Source organism: Aeromonas enteropelogenes (genome assembly GCF_020097295.1).
Lineage (GTDB): Bacteria > Pseudomonadota > Gammaproteobacteria > Enterobacterales > Aeromonadaceae > Aeromonas > Aeromonas enteropelogenes.
This window is the reverse complement of the sequence record NZ_CP083625.1, coordinates 3,290,505-3,307,081: the sequence shown is the minus strand read 5'-3', so window position 1 is coordinate 3,307,081 and position 16,577 is coordinate 3,290,505. Positions and strand designations below refer to the sequence as shown.

Here is a 16,577-nt window from a genome sequence, read left to right as displayed (position 1 = left end):
TTATACAGTATTTTTGGAAAGTAAAGAGCCTGGTAGAGAAAGGGGCAAATGCCCCTTAGAAAAGGTCCAGCTGCTGGCCGCAGATCCGCTCGAACGACTCGCCGATAAAGGGCAGGATGGCGTCGGCAATGGGCCTGAGCTGCTTGTCGATGTAGTGCTCGTAGTCGATGGCGCTGCGTCGGTATTCGAGCGGCTCGGGGCCGTTGAGGGTCATCAGGTAGGCGATGGTTCCCCTGTGTTGGTAGCGCAGGGGCAGACCGCGGCGCAGGTTTTCTTCATCAGCAAGGCGCGCCGCCCGCACATGAGGTGGCACGTTTTTCTGGTACTCCTCGAGTTTTTGCCGCAGTCGCTTGCGATAGACCAGCAGATCGTCGTGCCGGCCAGCCCGGGTCTCGTCCACCATGGTGCGCACATAGCAGCCGGGATCCTCATCGTGAAACACCATCTCATAGAGGCGGGTCTGGAACTGCTTGGCGAGCGCCGTCCAGTCGGTGCGCACCGATTCGAGCCCCTTGAACACCAGCTGCTCCTCTTCGCCAGCGTGATGCCCTGCCACCAAACCCGCATAACGCTTCTTGCTCCCCTTCTCCAGCCCGCGAATGGTGGGCATTAGGAAGCGGCGATAGTGGGTCTCGTACTGGATCTCCAGATAGCTCGGCAAATCGAACTCCCGCTTGATCAGCGCAGTCCAGTTGTCGTTGATCATCCGGGCAAGCTGTCGGCCGATCTCGTCCGCCTGCTCGGCGCTGGTCTCGCGCCCCAGATGGACGAAGGTGGAGTCGGTGTCGCCATAGATCACCTCGAACCCCTGCCCCTCTATCCACTCCCGGGTCTGCTGCATGATGCTGTGACCGCGCAAGGTGATTGAAGAGGCAAGGCGCGGATCGTAGAAGCGACAGCCCCCCGAGCCCAGTACCCCGTAGAAGGAGTTCATGATGATCTTGATGGCCTGGGAAAGCGCCTTGTTGCTGGCCGCCTTGGCCCGATCCCGCGCCGCCCACAGGGTGGCGATAAGATCCGGCAGGAAGTGCCGCTCGCGGGAAAACAGGGCGCCGCGAAAACCCGGAATGGCGTGGTCGGGGTGTTGCAGCCCCTCCATCAGCCCCATGGGATCGATGCAGAAGGTGCGGATGATGCTGGGATAGAGGCTCTTGAAATCGAGCACCAGCACGTGGCGATAGAGGCCCGGTTTAGAGTCCATGACATAGCCGCCAGGGCTCGCGAGCCCACCGTCGGCGGGCAGATTGGGGGCCACGTAGCCGCCGCGATGCAGTCGCGGCAGGTACAGATTGGTAAACGCCGCCACCGAGCCTCCGACCCGGTCCAGCTCGAGGCCGGTGAGGGAGGCACGCTCGATGGCAAAGGGGATGAGGTGGCAGTAGTCGAAGATCTCCCACACCAGCTTGCAATCTTCCAGGTTGTAGCGGGCGAGCGCCTCCTTGTCGGAGTGAAACAGCTTGGTGATCTTTTCCCCACGGTTGGCTACATCCTCGATATCCTTGCCGCGCCCGAGCAGTTCACTCGCCACCGCATCCAAGCTGTAGCTGGCAAACTGCCAGGTGGCGCTTTTCAGGGTATCGATGCCATCCAGCACCATGCGCCCCGGGATGATGACGTTGCCAGCCTGGGGATCGCTTCGGGAGGAGCGCCAGAAGCAGAGCTCCCGCCCGCGCCCAAGCCTCAGCCGCCGTTTGTTGAGCTCGGCCCGGCGCAGCAGCAGGCGAAAATCGAAGTTGACCACGTTCCAGCCGATCACCAGATCCGGATCGTGGCGGCTAAACCACCCCTCCAGGGCGCTGAGCAAAGCATCCTCATCCGCCACCCATTCGATACAGGTCTCCCACTCCTCGGCACCGGCCTCGGGGGCCCCTATCATGATGACCCGCGCATCCTCGGGGCTGTAAAGCCCCACCGAGAAGAGCGCCCCGTCCATGGCGCACTCCACATCCAGAGACACCCAGGAGAGGGCGGGCGTCACTGCTTGAGGGGCGCAGCGCGCCTCCTGCACCTCCCAGTAACCCTGTTTACCCCCCTTTCTCACCGCCTTGCCGCCAAAGCGCACCCCGGCGGTGATAAAGCGCTCCATGAGAAAACGCTCAGGCAAGCGGATATCCGCTTCGAAGTGCTCCAGCCCGCGAATAAGCAGCAACTCGATGGCACGGTGGAAGGCGCTCAGGGTGGCAAAGTAGCAGCCCACCACGGCGCGACCATCGAAGGTGTGCATCGGCAGGCGGCGAAACCGCCCGCTCACTCCGGCCCCCTTGAAGAGCTCGGCGGCCTCCGCCATATGGCTTTGCGGCAGAAAGAAGACCGGCTCCTGCCCCGGCACCACCAGCCGCACCGGCCCCTGCTCGCTCCAGAGCCACATCACGATTTCGGTGCGCTCCCCTTGCGCGCCGCGCCCACGCACATCCCGCCCATGACGGGTCAGGATAAAACCTTCCTGGGGGGGCATCGCCGGAGGCGTGGGCTGGAACTCGGTCATACAAGCTAACGGGGTCTGTCCTGGGATGGGAGTATTGTACGTTCATACAGTACCGGCCCGCAATCGCCAGAGCGGCTGCACGCGAAGGGGCGAGCTGGTAAGCTGGTCTTTCGCCTACGACGCCGACACGGTTGCCTGCGTCCCCCTGCCCGGCTTTGGTACTCAGCTATCGGTACCCTCACACACAAGGAGATCATTGTGGCCCTCTATGCCCTGCTGGATCGGCTGGCCATCCCCTACCAGCGTTTCGACCATGCTCCCGTCTTCACCTGCGAGGAAGCGAGCGACCTGCTGCCCGACCTGCCCGCCGCCAAGACCAAGAATCTCTTCCTGCGCGATCCGAAAAGCGAGCGGCTGTTTCTGGTGGTGGCCCCGGAGGCGATCCGGGTCGATCTGAAGGCGCTGGCCGCTCGCCTCGGGGTCAAGCGCCTGAGTTTTGGCTCCCCCGAGCGACTGGAAGCCGCCCTCGGCCTCACCCCGGGCTCGGTGACCCTGCTGGCCGTGGTGCGCGACACGGCGCAAGCGGTGGAGCTGGTGGTGGACGAGACCATCTGGCAGGCCGAGCAGGTGCAGTGCCATCCGCTGGTCAACACCGCTACCCTGATCCTCAAGCTCGACGATGTGCGCCGCCTGCTGGCTCACCTGGGGCGTCAGGCGAATGTCATGGCACTGCCCGAGCGGGCTGACTGACACACTTCGCAATGTGATCTTGTCTAGACGTCTATTGCCCATGACACGCCCGACAAAAAGAGCGCCTGATGGCGCTCTTTTAGGTGACAAGGCAGGGGTCAGTAACTCCCCTCCTGCTCGGCTCGCATCCGCGCCTGGCGCGCCAGCGCCTCCTCTTCGGCGCTCTCGATTTCGTGCAGCACGGCATCGAGATCGACCGCGGCCGTGCTCTCCTCAAACAGGCCGGTCAGCTCGCTATCCGGAGTCAATTTTCCCTCTTCAAACAGTGCCCACATCTCAGCGGCGTACCGGGTCTTGAGAAGCTCGGGGGCATACATGCCGTAGTAGTTGCGCATGTTGTTGACGTCCCGCTCCAGCATGGCCCTGGCCTGGTTGTTGGCGGCAGCATCCACCACCTGGGGCAGATCGATGATGACGGGGCCCTGCTCGTCCACCAGTACGTTGAATTCGGAGAGGTCCCCGTGAATGAGGCCGGCGCAGAGCATGCGCACCACGTAGCGGATCACCTTGCCGTGATCGATGAGTGCCTGCTCGCGGGAGAGGGCCACATCGTTGAGGCGGGGGGCGACATTGCCGTCGGCGTCGGTCACCAGCTCCATCAGCAAGACGCCATCGAGACAGACATAAGGTCTGGGTACCCGCACACCCGCGGCCGCCAACTTGAACAGGGCGTCCACCTCGGTGTTCTGCCACACCTCCTCGTGCTGTTTGCGACCGTATTTTGAGCCCTTCTCCATGGCCCGGGCATTGCGGCTGTTGCGCACCCGGCGCCCCTCCTGATAGACCACAGCCTGCTTGAAGCTGCGCTTGGACGCCTCTTTATAGACTTTGGCGCAGCGGATCTCGTCGCCGCAACGCACCACATAAACATCGGCCTCTTTGCCGCTCATCAGCCGGCTGACGACCTCGTCCACCAGGCCATCATCCACCAGGGGCTGGATTCGATTCGGAATTTTCATGACCGCCCTTTCACCCTATTTGCGCGCCGAAAGAGAGCATCTCGCCTCTTTCCCCGCTCCTTGTTTGTTCGTGGGCCACAGTTATCCCCTGTTTGACCCTTTGCTGTCCACTGCAGCGCACACCTTTGGCCACAAAAATGGCCCGCAAGCGGGCCATGGGATCAAGGGTCGGGCGGCAAGCCTTCACGAATGCGCCGGATCCCCGCCTCATAGAGGCCATCGGGCCCCTCCTGGTGTTCCAGGGTTTCGAAGATCTTGAGAAACCACATGTACTGCTCGGGATGGCGCGCCACCTGTTGCTCTACCATCCGGTTCATGGTGTTGACGTCAGCCAGCAGATCGTCGCCGGGATAAGGGTCGAACGGCGGCTCAATTTCGAGCAGGTAGCAACCGGCATCCTCGTCATAGCTGGCAAAGATGGGCACGGCCTTGGCACCGGCCAGTTTCACCAGCTTGGGCAGGGCCGGCAGGGTCGCCTTGGGGTGACCAAAGAACGGAACGAACACGCTCGCCTCGCGGCCATGATCCTGATCCGGCAGGTAGAAGAAGCTGGCCCCGCTGCGGATCGCCTTGATGGCGGGCTTGATGCCGACGCTACGCTCGTACACCTTGCCCCCCTTGGTCCGCTCGCGGTTGATGTACCAGTCAAATATCGCATCCTTGGGGCTCTTCATCATGGTGCACATCTCTATCCCCATCAGGGAAAAGTAGCGGCCAATCATGTCCACCGCCCAGGTATGGGGCACTACCAGGATCATTGGCCGGCCTGCCGCCTGCTCGGCTGCGACATGTTCCCAGCCGCTCACCTTGATGCGGCGGGTCAACCTGGCACGGCTGCGCCAGGTCAGCTCGCCAAAGCCCATGAAGGTCTTGAGACCGACCCGAATAGACTTGAGCAGCAGCGCCTGGCGCCCGGCCACATCCAGCTCGGGAAAGCAGATCTTGAGGTTGGTATCGGCGATGTAGGCCTGTTTTTTCGAGACCCGCAGCAGGGTCGGTGCGACCAGATCGGCGAAGCGATCCCGCCATCTGGCAGGGATGAAGGCCAGCAGGGAGAGCAGTCCCAGGGCACACCAGCTGCCCCACCATTTGGGGTGCAGCAGGCGGGTTTGGAATGAGGTATCAAATACCGGATCGGATGCGGACATACCTGCCCTCGGTTCATAAAAACAAACGGTTATTGTAGTTATCCTGACATTTTTTTCTACTCCGGGGGCACCCCATCGCCGATGGCAAGGCACTGATCGGACTAGTAATAATTAAAAATGGCCCACATGGGGCCATTTTTGCAACGAAGTAAATCAGGGTTGGGGGGACAACCCCTTGCGGATCCGCTGGATCCCCGCCTCATAGAGGCCGTCCGGCCCCTCCTGGTGTTCGCGGGTATCGAAGATCTTGAGAAACCACATGTACTGACCGGGGTGGCGAGTGAGCTGCTGTTGCACCATGTCGTTCATCCGCCGGGTATCCGCTATCACATCCTCGGTGGGATAGTTGTCAAACGGTGCTTCTATCTCCAAGCGGTAACAGTGAGCAGCTTCATCGTAGCCCGCCAGCAGCGGCACGGCCTTGGCACCACTCACCTGCACCAGTCGTGGCAGGGCGGGCAGGGTCGCCTTGGGATAGTTGAAGAAAGGAACGAAGATGCTCTTCTCGCGTCCGTGATCCTGATCCGGCAGGTAGAAGAAGCTGTGCCCCCCCTTGATGGTTCTGATCACCGCCTTGATCCCGGCGCTGCGCTCGTAGACCCGGCAGCCATTCTTGGCCCTGGCCCGGTTGAGGTGCCAGTCAAACACCGGATTGCGGGCACGCTTCATCATGGTGCACATGGGCACGCCACGCTGGGTGAAGCAGTAACCGGCCGCATCCACCGGCCAGGTATGGGGCACCACCAGGATCACCGGACGACCGGCCTGACGCTCGGCCTCGATATGTTCCCAGCCGCTGACCTGGATCCGCTTCATCAGGTACCGGGGGCTGCGCACGGTGAACTCGCCAAATCCCAGCAGACTCTTGAGGCCGACCCGGATGGAGGTCATCGCAATGGCATCCCGCTCGGCCGCACTCTTCTCGGGAAAACAGATAGCCAGGTTGGTTCTGGCGATATAGATCTGTTTTTTGGAAAAACGGAACACCAGGGGCGTCAAAGCTTCGGCCAGGCGATCCCGCAGACGAACCGGCACAAAGGCCAGCACCATCAAGATCGCCAGCGCCAGCCAGCTCAACCAGTAACGGGGATGCAACAAACGGGGTTTGAAAGAGGCGTGAAATACGGGGTCTTCTTGGACGGTCATCGATTGGAGTCAAGCGAAAAGTGGTGAGGCATTGTAGTTGGCCTGACAGGTAATACCAGTGAATTCTCAGACAAACGAATAAAAGTGCCGTGAATTCATTAATCTGCGACAAAATAATGAAAAATGCCCCGCTTGGCGGGGCATCTTGACGATTGTTTCATCATGGGCGGCAGAGCATCAAACGGGGTTAGCGATGCGCCATGTCTCCCTCGACTGCTGGCTCCCGCTGCGGCAGGAAGAACATCAGATAACGCAGAGCCACATAACCGACGATCACGGTCGCAATTCCCAGCTCGACGTGGGCAAGCAATCTGATCTGCTCCACATAGTGTGCCGCCTGCGGCCAGCCACTGACCAGGTTGGCCACCTTGAACAAGGCGGTGGCGCCGATCACCATCGGGAAGGTGAAGGCCGCATAGCCGGGGGAAAACGGCAGGCGCAGCAACTTGATGAAGGCCAGATAGATAATGCCGGTCATCAGGATGGCGATCCCCAGCAACACGGCCACCAGCAGCAGGGAGGGATCCTGGCTGACGGTCAGGTAACCGGCCAGGGAGAGGCTGGCAGGGGCCGCCAGAATGGCGATGGTCGGCTTGGCCGCATCCGGTACTTCATGACTGAAGATGAGGCGATAGAGCATCAGCGGCAGCATCAGGCCGTAGCAGATGATGCCAAACCAGAGCAGAGCGTTGGCCAGTGCGGCAAACTGGCCGCCCGGAAAGGCGACGTCAGCCACGATAATGCCCACCGGCGGCACGAACCAGCTCGGCACCATGTGGTGAATTTCGAACTCTTTGGCACGGTGCCAGATAAAGGTGGCCAGGAAGATCAGGTGAATGGCCACGGCAAACAGCCAGAGTGTCTCACCCGCCTGCGGCGCCATCATCCCCAGCGCTTTTGACACCACCATGGTCCCCATGGCGTAGGTAGGCACCACGCTACCCACCACGGGGTGAGCCAGGTCTTGCCACAAGAGACGGGGATGAAGCAAAAACTTGAAGGTCAGGATCAGCAGCAGCACGGCGGCCACAGCGGCGCCCAGCAGTTGCATACGCCCATCGAACTGACCGGCATTTTCCCAACACCAACCGAGACTGGCGATGCCAAGCGCCAGACCCGCCATGGGGGTCGGAGCTTTGCCTAAGGATTTACGGGTTCTTGCGATCATGACGACACCTTTCTCTATCAGACGATGGCGATAGGATAATGGCCGTATGTCGTTTAGGATATCCAAATGAATTGAATCATATGTTCAGGAAGATCAAACACCATGAAGCTGACCCTGCAACAACTCAAGGTCTTCGCCACCATCGCCCGTTACGGCAACCTGGGGCTGGCCGCCAACGAGCTCTGCCTGAGCAAGGGTGCCGTCTCCCAGTCATTGCAGGAGCTGGAACGCCAGCTGGGAACCCCGCTCTTTGATCGCATCCACCCCGGATTGCAGCTCAACAACGAGGGACGTCTGCTGCAACCCGCCGCCGAAGAGCTGCTGACCCGGATGCAGGATATCGAAAACCTGTTCAGCCCGGATGCCGAGCCGAGCGGCCAGTTGCGCCTCGGTGCCAGCCAGACCATTGGCAACTACCTGCTGCCTACCCTGCTGGCGAGCCGCAAGCAGGAGCTGGGACTGCCCCCCAAGGTGACCATCACCAATACCCACAAACTCTGCCATGCGCTGGCCAACTTCGAGCTGGATCTGGCGCTGATCGAGGGGGAGAACCATCACCCGGATCTCATCGCCGAACCCTGGCTGCAGGACGAGATGCTGGTGGTGGCCCATCCGGATCACCCCCTCGCCAACCAGGGTACCCTCACCCTGCCCCGGCTGGCTGACGAAACCTGGGTGCTGCGGGAGCTGCAATCGGGCAGCCGCGAACAGTTTATCCAGCAGATCCAGCCTGCCCTGCCCCGCTGGCAGGCCGGGCTCGAACTCAACACCCTGGAGGCCGTGATGCTGGCGGTGGAAAAAGGGCTCGGGATCTCTTTCATCTCCCGCCTCGCGGTCTCGGACCGGTTGCAGGCGGGGCGTCTGGTGGTGCTGCCCCTCGAGCAGCGCTTCCCGCGCCAGCTCTCCCTCATCTGGCACAAGCAGAAATACCATTCCGCCTCCCTGCGCCACTTTATCCACTTCTGTCGGGCGCAGGTGAACGATGCCGAGGTAATCCGCGCGGAGTAACGCTCGACCAGAGCTCCGGTGGCAAACCAACACGCTAATGGCGAAAACGCAAAAAGCAGAGAGGGAGCCGCGGCTCCCTCTCTTTGATTAGCTCTCGCTGACTATCACTTCGCCAGACTGCGCAGCCAGCTGATCTCCTCACCCCAGATGGACTCGTCTATGGTCTCGAGGATCAGTGGAATGCGATCGAAACGATCGTCATTCATGATGTGATGGAACACCGCCTCGCCGAGATTACCCTCCCGCAGGCTGTGGTGACGATCGACCCGGCTGCCAAAGGTGCACTTGGCGCCGTTGATATGCATCCCCTTCAGATACCGAAAGCCAACCGTCCGCTCAAACTCGGCAAAGACTTCGGCACAAGATTCTGGCGTGCGCAGATCGTAACCGGCGGCGAAGGCGTGACAGGTATCGAAACAGACCCCGACCCGGCTCTTGTCCTCCACCCCCTCGATGATGGTGGCGAGGTGCTCGAACGACCAGCCGAGGTTGGTACCCTGCCCCGCGGTGTTCTCGATCACCGCCGTCACCCCCTGGCTGCGCTCCAGCGCCCAGTTGATGGATTCGCTCACGAGCCGCAGACTCACGGCCTCGGGGATCTGCTTGAGGTGGCTGCCGGGATGAAAGTTGAGGTAGCAAAGGCCCAGCTGCTCGCAACGCTTCATCTCGTCGAGAAACGCATCGCGGGACTTGGCCAGCGCGTCGGGGTCGGGGTGACCCAGATTGATGAGGTAGCTGTCGTGGGGCAGGATCTGCTCGGGGAGAAAACCGCCCTTCTCGCACGCCGCCTTGAAGGCACGAATGCTCGCCTCGGACAGGGGGGCAGCCTGCCATTGGCGCTGGTTCTTGGTAAACAGGGCGAAGGCGTTGGCGCCGATGGCCTGGGCGCGGGCGATGGTGTTCTCCACCCCGCCGCTGGCGCTGACATGGGCTCCGATATATTTCATGGGATCTCCTCTGGGGTGGCAGTCCATCCTCTCTTGCGCCTGCAAACGGGTATGCGGAGGATGGAGCCTTTCTGATAAGGCGCCATTATGCCGATCCCGTCCGCCCTCGCCAAACCGGGATATCCGATAGCCGGCATCGGCAATGCAGGTTGGACGGCGGTAGCAACGGCCAGATACGGTGAGCGGGCATAAAAAAACGCAGCCTTGTCGCTTGCGCGGCGGCTGCGTTCCTTTCTTCTCGGCCATCTCCCCCTATGCTGTCAAGCCAGGCAGTCAAACCTCGGCTTGTCACGACGGGGAGCGGGAATGCGTGGCGAGAAGCGCCTTAGAACGGCATCTTGAAGCCTGGCGGCAATTGCATGCCACCGGTCAGTTCTCCCATCTTGGTCTTGTTCTGCTCTTCTACACGACGCACGGCATCGTTGCAGGCAGCGGCGACCAGATCTTCCAGCAGCTCCTTGTCATCTTCCATCAGGGAGGGATCGATCTCGATGCGACGCACGCTGTGGCTGCCGGTCATGGTGACCTTGACCATGCCTGCGCCGGCTTCGCCGGTCACTTCCATCTGGGCGAGCTGCTCCTGCATCTTCTGCATGCGCTCTTGCATCTGCTGGGCCTGTTTCATCAGGTTCCCCATTCCACCTTTACCAAACATATGTCGTCTCTCGTCTTGAAATCCGGCATCCAGCGCCGGGCTGTGGGCTTGTCTGTCCTAGATGGGGACAGCCAAGCGGCTTTTCAACCGGGAGCAGGCTCCCGGCCATGGAAGTTAGCGGTTGAGGGGCTCGATGCTCTCTCTGTGAAGCTCGGCACCAAACCGCTGGATCAGAAACTGGATATTGGGATCCTGCTCGAGATCCCGGGTCACCTGTTCGCGTACCCCCAGATAGAGGCGATGCTCGATCTCGAGGGGCGTCTCCTGCTCAGGCACCACGCCCAGGGTCACCTCCACCTGCACGGGCTGGCCGAGGGCGGGGCCGATGATCTCGGCCAGATCGGCGCGCGCCTTGTCGCTGACCAGGTGGCGCTGCTCGGGCTTCAGGGTCAGTAGCACCCTGTCCCCCTCCCGGGTCATCACCGAGTTGATGGCAAGCTGGCGTAGCCGTCCACCCACTTGCGTGTGGGCAATCAGCTCGGCCCAGGGGTCGCCGCAATTGCTCAGCAGGGAGGAAGGGATAAGGCGGCTCGCCTCCCCCTCTTGCGGAATATCGTCGCTCTCGAGCTCATCCCAGTCGATGGTCTCCATCACTGGCTGGGCCGCTTCGCTGTCGGCCACCGGTGCCGGCGTGGCTGTCGCAGGCGGCGGCACCTCGGCGGCGGCAGGTGCGGCCTGCACACCCGGCTGATAGCTTGGCTGCCCCTCCAGATCCCAGGGGGGCAGATCGCTCGCCTGGGCCGACTGACTGACCTGGGCGGCAGCGTTTCCACCGACAGGAGCCGCGGAAGGCGCCGGCATGGGCGAGGCCATAAAGCTCTGGCTCAGATACTCTTCATAGTCCCCGTTATCGCCCCCCTCGTCATAGCCATCGGCATAGAGATCCACCGGCGGCAGTTCCCCATACTGACCCATGGCGGGCGCCCCCTGAGCGGCCGACTGGCGGCTTTGGGGTTGGGGTGAGGGCTGAGGCGCAGGCTGCGACGGCGGGATGGCGGGCGCGGCAGGCATCGCGGCGGCGGAGCGAGCCGGAGCCACGGGCACCGCTCGTGGCGCGGGCGTCGTCGCGACCGGATCCTGACCCCGCTGGCGACTGCGCAGCATGTTGCGCTTGCCAAGCAGGCTCTGCATGCTCGAAACCATCGACACGGGGGTCGGTTCGGCCTCAACCTGAGGAGCCGTCGAGGCCACAGGTACAACCATGGCTGGCGTCTGTCCGGCAGGGTCGCTTGCCAAAGGATCCGTCCCCTGCCCCGAGTTATCCCCGTGAGTCGATATCTGAAGTTCGCCCGAAGAAACGGCGTCATCCGACAGCGTAACATCAGGCTGATACCCCATTCCGGCCGCTTCGCGCATCAACTCATCCTGCTGGCTGAAGAGCTCGGCGGCCTGCGCCTCTTCCTCGGGGCTCGCGACCTCAGCAGGCTCGACAACCGGTGCCGCAGCCTGCGGGTTGGGTGCAGCAACGCTCGCCGCTTCGCTGGCGGCTGGCAGCGCCGCATGCTCAGCGGCCGGAAGCTTTCCCGGCAGGGTTCCCATCTCAGCCACTGGCGCGGGCGCCATGGAGGGCGGCAAGGCGCTCAGGCTGGCAGGATGCAGCACCTCGCGCCGGGGCGAGAAGGCGAGCATCCGCAGGCAGGTCATCTCCAGCGCGGTGCGGCCATCGGGGGCCCAGGGCAAGTCCTTGCGCCCCCCCAGCACGATCTGGTAGCAGAGCTGTACCTCTTCCGGGCTCATGGCCTTGGCCAGTTGCAGCAGGGCATCGGCATCCGCTCCCTGCTCCTGCACGCTGGCAGGCAGCAGCTGGGCCATGGCGATGCGGTGCAGCAGCCCTTCCAGCTCGGCGTGGAGCTGATCAAAATCGGGGCCCAGGGTGGCGATTTCGGTGATCTTGGCCATGGTGGCCGGCGCATCCTGGCGCAGGATCGCCTCCAGCAGCTGGTGCAGATGACGGTGATCCAGGGTTCCCAGCATGGCCAGTACGCTATCCAGACGCACGCTGCCGTTGCCGTGGGCCAGCGCCTGATCGGTCAGGCTCAGGGCATCGCGCATGCTGCCGTCGGCCGCCTTGGCCAGGGCCAACAGGGCGCGCGGCTCGAAGGGTTGTCCCTCCTGATCCAGCACCCATTCGAGCTGCTTGGCAATCTGGGTCTGATCCAGACTCTTGAGATGAAACTGCAGGCAGCGCGAGAGAATGGTGATGGGCAGTTTCTGGGGATCCGTGGTCGCCAGCAGAAACTTCACATAGGGGGGCGGCTCTTCCAGGGTTTTCAGCAGGGCGTTGAAGCTGTGGCGCGACAACATGTGCACTTCGTCGATGAGGTAAACCTTGAAGCGGCCACGGGCCGGACGGTACTGCACGTTATCAAGCAGCTCGCGGGTATCTTCCACCTTGGTGCGCGACGCCGCGTCGATCTCCAGCAGGTCGACGAAGTTGCCCTGATCGATCTCGCGGCAGGTGTCGCACACGCCGCACGGGTGGCTGCTGATCCCCTGCTCGCAGTTGAGGCTCTTGGCCAGGATGCGGGCGATGGTAGTCTTGCCGACCCCGCGGGTACCGCTCAGCAGATAGGCGTGATGCAGTCGTCCCTGATCCAGGGCGTTGGTCAAGGCGGTCAGCACATGTTGCTGGCCTACCACTTGTTCAAACGTATGGGGGCGCCATTTACGCGCCAGAACCTGATAGCTCATAAATCCATCATGCTGGGAAGACAGGGCATTGAGGCCGGATGCTAACACAAATGCGGGGCCTGCTGTATCGGCTATCGACCGAGGCGGGAGGGATCGCTTGATTTTCAAACCGACACCACCAAGGCACCGGTTTGCAACCGGGCCCGAACCGGCAGGTTGGGCCCGAAGAGGGGTTACTCGCCGTCGAATTCGACCAGAGAGAGCACCTTGACGCCGGCGGCGGTCAGGCGAGCATCGCCACCCAGCGCAGGCAGGGAGATAACGAAGGCCGCATCGGTCACTTCACCGCCAGCGCGGCGGATCAGCTTGACGGCCGCATCGACGGTACCGCCGGTGGCCAGCAGATCGTCCACCACCAGCACTTTGTCACCGGCCACGATGGCATCGGTGTGCATCTGCAGGGTATCGGTGCCGTATTCGAGCTCGTAGGACTCTTCCATCACCTCGCGAGGCAGCTTGCCCGGCTTGCGGACCGGCACGAAACCGACGCCCAGCGCACAGGCAACCGGCGCGCCGAAGATGAAACCGCGCGCTTCGGTACCGACAACCTTGGTGAAACCTTGATCACGGTAGTGCTCGACCAGCAGATCGATGGTGGCCTTGAACGCCTCGGCGTTCTCTACCAGGCTGGTGATGTCGCGAAACATGATGCCCGGCTTCGGATAGTCGGGGATGGTCTTGATGCTCGCTTCGATAAATTTCAGAGTTTCCGGATTCATTTGTTAACCGCTTATTTTTTGACCCAGGAGTGGCCGTTTCTCAATTCCCGTCTGCGGGAAAATAAAAAGGCCCGTCATGCAAAAATGACGGGCCGACTCCAAGCATTATTGCCGCAATAGCTTAGGGACTTAACTTCGCCATTGCAACTGACTCCAGCACCGGCAGGCGCATTAACCAGGCAAGCAGGACAGCCATGATGACCAGCAGGAGCCCCTTGACCCACAGCAGAGGCACCACGGCGAGGGAGACCGAAAAGGTGAGCAGGATGAACAGCACGGCCCGCCGCCGGGCGTGCCGGCGAATGGCGCGATACTGCTGCCAGTCGACGATAGGCGGGCCGAACCAGGGGTGGGTCAGCAACCAGTGATGAAAGCGCGGCGATGAGCGGGCAAACAGGGCCGCCGCCAGCAACATGAAGGGGGTGGTCGGCAGCAACGGCAAGACGATGCCGACGATACCGGTCACAAATGCCAGCCAGCCCAATACCATCAGACACCAACGTTTCATGCAAACCCCTCATATCTATTGCCTGGTGCAAGCCTAACAGAGTTTGACTCACGGCTGGCACAATTGCCTGCGCCTCGCGATGCAGGTGCGGGTTTTCTCGCCGGCCAACGGCTGACAGCGCCCCCCATTCCCACTACAATCTGCGCTCTTTTTTATTCTTGCCTTCGGAACCGGTTATGCGCGTTATTTTGGCCCCCATGCAGGGGGTGCTGGATCACCTGATGCGGGAGGTGCTCACCTCCGTCAATGATTACGACCTGTGTGTCAGTGAATTTATCCGGGTCGTGGATCAGCTGCTGCCTGCCAAGGTGTTCTACCGCCTCTGTCCGGAGCTGTTGCAGGATGGCAAGACTCGCGCCGGCACCCCGGTGCGGGTGCAGTTGCTGGGACAGCACCCCGAATGGCTGGCCGAAAATGCGCTGCGCGCCATCGAGCTCGGTTCCCCCGGGGTAGATCTCAACTTCGGCTGCCCCGCCCCCACGGTCAACAAGAGCAAGGGGGGCGCCGTGCTGTTGAAAGAACCCGAGACCATCTATCGCATCGTCAAGGCGGTGCGAGAGGCGGTGCCCGCTCATCTGCCGGTCAGCGCCAAGATCCGCCTCGGTTACGATGACAAGGAACTCTATCTGGACAATGCCCGGGCAGTTTATCAGGCTGGCGCCGACGAGCTCGCGGTCCACGCCCGCACCAAGCGCGAAGGTTACAAGGCCCCCGCCCACTGGGAATATGTGGACGACATTCGCCGCGCCCTGCCCATCCCCGTCACTGCCAACGGCGAGATTTGGAACCATGATGATGCCCTGACCTGCGCCCGGGTCTCCGGCTGTGATGCCCTCATGGTGGGCCGCGGCGCCATCTCATTGCCCAACCTCGCCAACGTGATGAAGACGGGATGCGCCCACATGAGCTGGGGCGAAGTGTTGCAGCTGATGGTGAGCTACACCGAGCAGGATCTGGCCAGCGACAAGGCCGACTACTATCCCAGCCGCATCAAGCAGTGGTTCAGCTACCTCAAGCGAGAATACCCGCAGGCCGATCTGCTGTTTCGTGATATCCGGGTGCTGAAAGAGACCGCTCCCATTCGCGATGCCTTGCTGCAAGCGGCCAAAACCCACGGCTAACCACGTTTAACTTGACGCATGTCATCTTGATAGCTTTATCCGTTCCCTATACTGCCTCGCATCTGTGGTATGTCCTGTGGGGGATAATGTGTGTGAAATGACGCAAGCACAGTTGGCTGTCTGGCGTAATCGCCTGCTGTCCGACTGGGCTCAAGAACGTGAAACGCTGATCGCTCAGCTCAAAGCCTCGCGCCGTGACGACTGGGCAGAACGGGTCGATCACTGCGAACAGGATCAGCTGGTCGAACTCACCAGCCGGCTGGATCTGCCCAAGGTGGAACAGAGCGTACTGCGCCTCAAGCGGATCGATGCGGCGCTTTGCCAGATGGATCTCGGCCTCTATGGCCTCTGCTCTGACTGCGAAGAACCTCTGGCCATCGAACAGCTGGAGCAGGATCCAACCCTGCAACGCTGTCCCCGCTGTGAAGCCCGTTATCGCAAGGGATTCCACGCCCACGAACTGTGAGGGATGCACCCAGGGTGCACCTTCACGACCGCCATCGCGATCTCATCCCCAATCCATTCCGCTCGCCTCGTCCTGCGTAGGAACACTCCTGCTGCCATCTCGCATGGCTGGCCGGGCTCGCTGACACCCGAAAAAAAACGGGGAGACCCTCTGGCCTCCCCGCTTGCTGGTTGTCCGCCCGGGTTACCCCAGCACGATGCGGGAGAGATGGGAGAAATGGTGAATTTCGTGGGTTGCCTCGCACGGATGCGACGCTTTGGCCGGGTTGTACCAGCAGGTCGCCAGCCCCTGCGCCGCCGCTCCTGCAATATCCGTCTTGGGATTGTCGCCCACCATCAAGACCCGCGCCGGATCCGGCTGCCCCATCAGGGACAGGGTGTGCTGGAAGATGGCGGGAGCCGGCTTGGTCACCTGAATTTCATCCGAGATCACCAGCGGCTCGAACCACCGATCCCATCCCAGCTTGTCCAGGCGACCGCGCTGGGGCACGCTGAAGCCATTGGTGATGATCCCCATCCGGACCCGCTCCTTGAGTTGCAACAAGGTCTCGACCACCCCGTCCAGGGGGTTGCTCAGGGCGATGATCCGGGTCAGGAAGGTGTTGTTCATTGCCATGGGGTCAACCGCCACCAGCCCGGCGAACAGGGAAAAACGGGTTTGCTGCAGGGTCGCCGCATCAATCTCGCCGCTGTTGTACTGCTGCCATAGGGCATGGTTCAGTTCGTGATAGCGGGCCATATCGGCCGCATCGGGGGTAACGCCATAGTGCTGGAGAGTCTGCTCCAGCGCCTTGGCCACCGGGAAATCGAGCAGGGTTTCATCCAGATCGAACAGCACCCAGTCATAACTTGGTTGTTTCACGGGGA

The 16,577-nt window shown here is 61.8% G+C and carries 15 protein-coding genes; 4 read left to right on the top strand and 11 right to left on the bottom strand.

Features of this window, described 5'->3' with window-relative positions:
• Positions 1 to 55: 55 nt before the first annotated feature.
• Positions 56 to 2,485 (bottom strand): DNA polymerase II, encoded by a 2,430-nt coding sequence (locus LA321_RS15390; RefSeq protein WP_042069210.1) that lies wholly within the window; start codon positions 2,483 to 2,485, stop codon positions 56 to 58.
• A 198-nt stretch (positions 2,486 to 2,683) separates the two neighbouring features.
• Between LA321_RS15390 and LA321_RS15385 the strand changes: the two genes are divergently transcribed.
• Positions 2,684 to 3,175 (top strand): prolyl-tRNA synthetase associated domain-containing protein, encoded by a 492-nt coding sequence (locus LA321_RS15385; protein WP_042069209.1) that lies wholly within the window; start codon positions 2,684 to 2,686, stop codon positions 3,173 to 3,175.
• A gap of 98 nt (positions 3,176 to 3,273) precedes the next feature.
• Here LA321_RS15385 and LA321_RS15380 read toward each other — a convergent pair whose 3' ends face one another.
• The 4 genes from LA321_RS15380 to LA321_RS15365 all read right to left on the bottom strand — a co-directional run bounded on the left by LA321_RS15380 (position 3,274) and on the right by LA321_RS15365 (position 7,596).
• Positions 3,274 to 4,134, bottom strand: a complete 861-nt coding sequence (locus LA321_RS15380; RefSeq protein ID WP_042069208.1) for a PA4780 family RIO1-like protein kinase — start codon at positions 4,132 to 4,134, stop codon at positions 3,274 to 3,276.
• Positions 4,135 to 4,295: 161 nt separating this feature from the next.
• A complete protein-coding gene (locus LA321_RS15375; protein ID WP_042069207.1) occupies positions 4,296 to 5,282 on the bottom strand; it encodes an LpxL/LpxP family acyltransferase in 987 nt (328 codons plus the stop codon).
• Between the two features lie 153 nt (positions 5,283 to 5,435).
• Entirely contained in the window at positions 5,436 to 6,428 is a 993-nt protein-coding gene (gene lpxM / locus LA321_RS15370) for a lauroyl-Kdo(2)-lipid IV(A) myristoyltransferase (protein WP_042027363.1), read from the bottom strand.
• 187 nt (positions 6,429 to 6,615) lie between these two features.
• Entirely contained in the window at positions 6,616 to 7,596 is a 981-nt protein-coding gene (locus LA321_RS15365) for a TDT family transporter (RefSeq protein ID WP_042069205.1), read from the bottom strand.
• A gap of 102 nt (positions 7,597 to 7,698) precedes the next feature.
• Between LA321_RS15365 and LA321_RS15360 the strand changes: the two genes are divergently transcribed.
• Positions 7,699 to 8,604: a LysR substrate-binding domain-containing protein gene (locus LA321_RS15360; protein ID WP_042069204.1), complete on the top strand. Its 906-nt coding sequence runs from the start codon at positions 7,699 to 7,701 to the stop codon at positions 8,602 to 8,604.
• A 104-nt stretch (positions 8,605 to 8,708) separates the two neighbouring features.
• Here the strand turns inward: LA321_RS15360 and nfo are convergent, their stop codons facing one another.
• From nfo to LA321_RS15335, 5 genes are all read right to left on the bottom strand, one after another.
• A complete protein-coding gene (gene nfo, locus LA321_RS15355; RefSeq protein WP_042069203.1) occupies positions 8,709 to 9,551 on the bottom strand; it encodes a deoxyribonuclease IV in 843 nt (280 codons plus the stop codon).
• Positions 9,552 to 9,876: 325 nt separating this feature from the next.
• Positions 9,877 to 10,206 (bottom strand): YbaB/EbfC family nucleoid-associated protein, encoded by a 330-nt coding sequence (locus LA321_RS15350; RefSeq protein ID WP_041210739.1) that lies wholly within the window; start codon positions 10,204 to 10,206, stop codon positions 9,877 to 9,879.
• A 114-nt stretch (positions 10,207 to 10,320) separates the two neighbouring features.
• The gene (gene dnaX, locus LA321_RS15345) at positions 10,321 to 12,897 is read right to left on the bottom strand and encodes a DNA polymerase III subunit gamma/tau (RefSeq protein WP_042069202.1); all 2,577 of its coding nucleotides are present in this window, start codon (positions 12,895 to 12,897) and stop codon (positions 10,321 to 10,323) included.
• 173 nt (positions 12,898 to 13,070) lie between these two features.
• Positions 13,071 to 13,616 (bottom strand): adenine phosphoribosyltransferase, encoded by a 546-nt coding sequence (gene apt / locus LA321_RS15340; RefSeq protein ID WP_042027371.1) that lies wholly within the window; start codon positions 13,614 to 13,616, stop codon positions 13,071 to 13,073.
• Between the two features lie 121 nt (positions 13,617 to 13,737).
• A complete protein-coding gene (locus LA321_RS15335) occupies positions 13,738 to 14,124 on the bottom strand; it encodes a YbaN family protein (protein ID WP_042069200.1) in 387 nt (128 codons plus the stop codon).
• Between the two features lie 176 nt (positions 14,125 to 14,300).
• On the opposite strand from LA321_RS15335, the gene dusC reads away from it, so the two are divergent.
• Together dusC and LA321_RS15325 are read left to right on the top strand one after the other, a co-directional pair.
• Positions 14,301 to 15,245 carry a tRNA dihydrouridine(16) synthase DusC gene (gene dusC / locus LA321_RS15330; RefSeq protein WP_042069198.1) on the top strand — a complete coding sequence of 315 codons (945 nt, stop codon included), beginning with the start codon at positions 14,301 to 14,303 and terminating at the stop codon, positions 15,243 to 15,245.
• 97 nt (positions 15,246 to 15,342) lie between these two features.
• Entirely contained in the window at positions 15,343 to 15,711 is a 369-nt protein-coding gene (locus LA321_RS15325) for a TraR/DksA family transcriptional regulator (protein WP_026457127.1), read from the top strand.
• A gap of 183 nt (positions 15,712 to 15,894) precedes the next feature.
• On the opposite strand, the gene yjjG is transcribed toward LA321_RS15325, so the two are convergent.
• A complete protein-coding gene (yjjG, locus tag LA321_RS15320) occupies positions 15,895 to 16,572 on the bottom strand; it encodes a pyrimidine 5'-nucleotidase (RefSeq protein WP_042069196.1) in 678 nt (225 codons plus the stop codon).
• Positions 16,573 to 16,577 lie beyond the last annotated feature (5 nt).

Coding starts and splice junctions, on each gene's coding strand:
- nfo (WP_042069203.1), bottom strand. CDS start 9,551: ATGAAATATATCGGAGCCCATGTCAGCGCCAGCGGCGGGGTGGAGAAC.
- apt (WP_042027371.1), bottom strand. CDS start 13,616: ATGAATCCGGAAACTCTGAAATTTATCGAAGCGAGCATCAAGACCATC.
- LA321_RS15335 (WP_042069200.1), bottom strand. CDS start 14,124: ATGAAACGTTGGTGTCTGATGGTATTGGGCTGGCTGGCATTTGTGACC.
- LA321_RS15325 (WP_026457127.1), top strand. CDS start 15,343: ATGACGCAAGCACAGTTGGCTGTCTGGCGTAATCGCCTGCTGTCCGAC.
- LA321_RS15375 (WP_042069207.1), bottom strand. CDS start 5,282: ATGTCCGCATCCGATCCGGTATTTGATACCTCATTCCAAACCCGCCTG.
- LA321_RS15350 (WP_041210739.1), bottom strand. CDS start 10,206: ATGTTTGGTAAAGGTGGAATGGGGAACCTGATGAAACAGGCCCAGCAG.
- dusC (WP_042069198.1), top strand. CDS start 14,301: ATGCGCGTTATTTTGGCCCCCATGCAGGGGGTGCTGGATCACCTGATG.
- LA321_RS15390 (WP_042069210.1), bottom strand. CDS start 2,485: ATGACCGAGTTCCAGCCCACGCCTCCGGCGATGCCCCCCCAGGAAGGT.
- LA321_RS15380 (WP_042069208.1), bottom strand. CDS start 4,134: ATGAAAATTCCGAATCGAATCCAGCCCCTGGTGGATGATGGCCTGGTG.
- dnaX (WP_042069202.1), bottom strand. CDS start 12,897: ATGAGCTATCAGGTTCTGGCGCGTAAATGGCGCCCCCATACGTTTGAA.
- lpxM (WP_042027363.1), bottom strand. CDS start 6,428: ATGACCGTCCAAGAAGACCCCGTATTTCACGCCTCTTTCAAACCCCGT.
- LA321_RS15360 (WP_042069204.1), top strand. CDS start 7,699: ATGAAGCTGACCCTGCAACAACTCAAGGTCTTCGCCACCATCGCCCGT.
- LA321_RS15365 (WP_042069205.1), bottom strand. CDS start 7,596: ATGATCGCAAGAACCCGTAAATCCTTAGGCAAAGCTCCGACCCCCATG.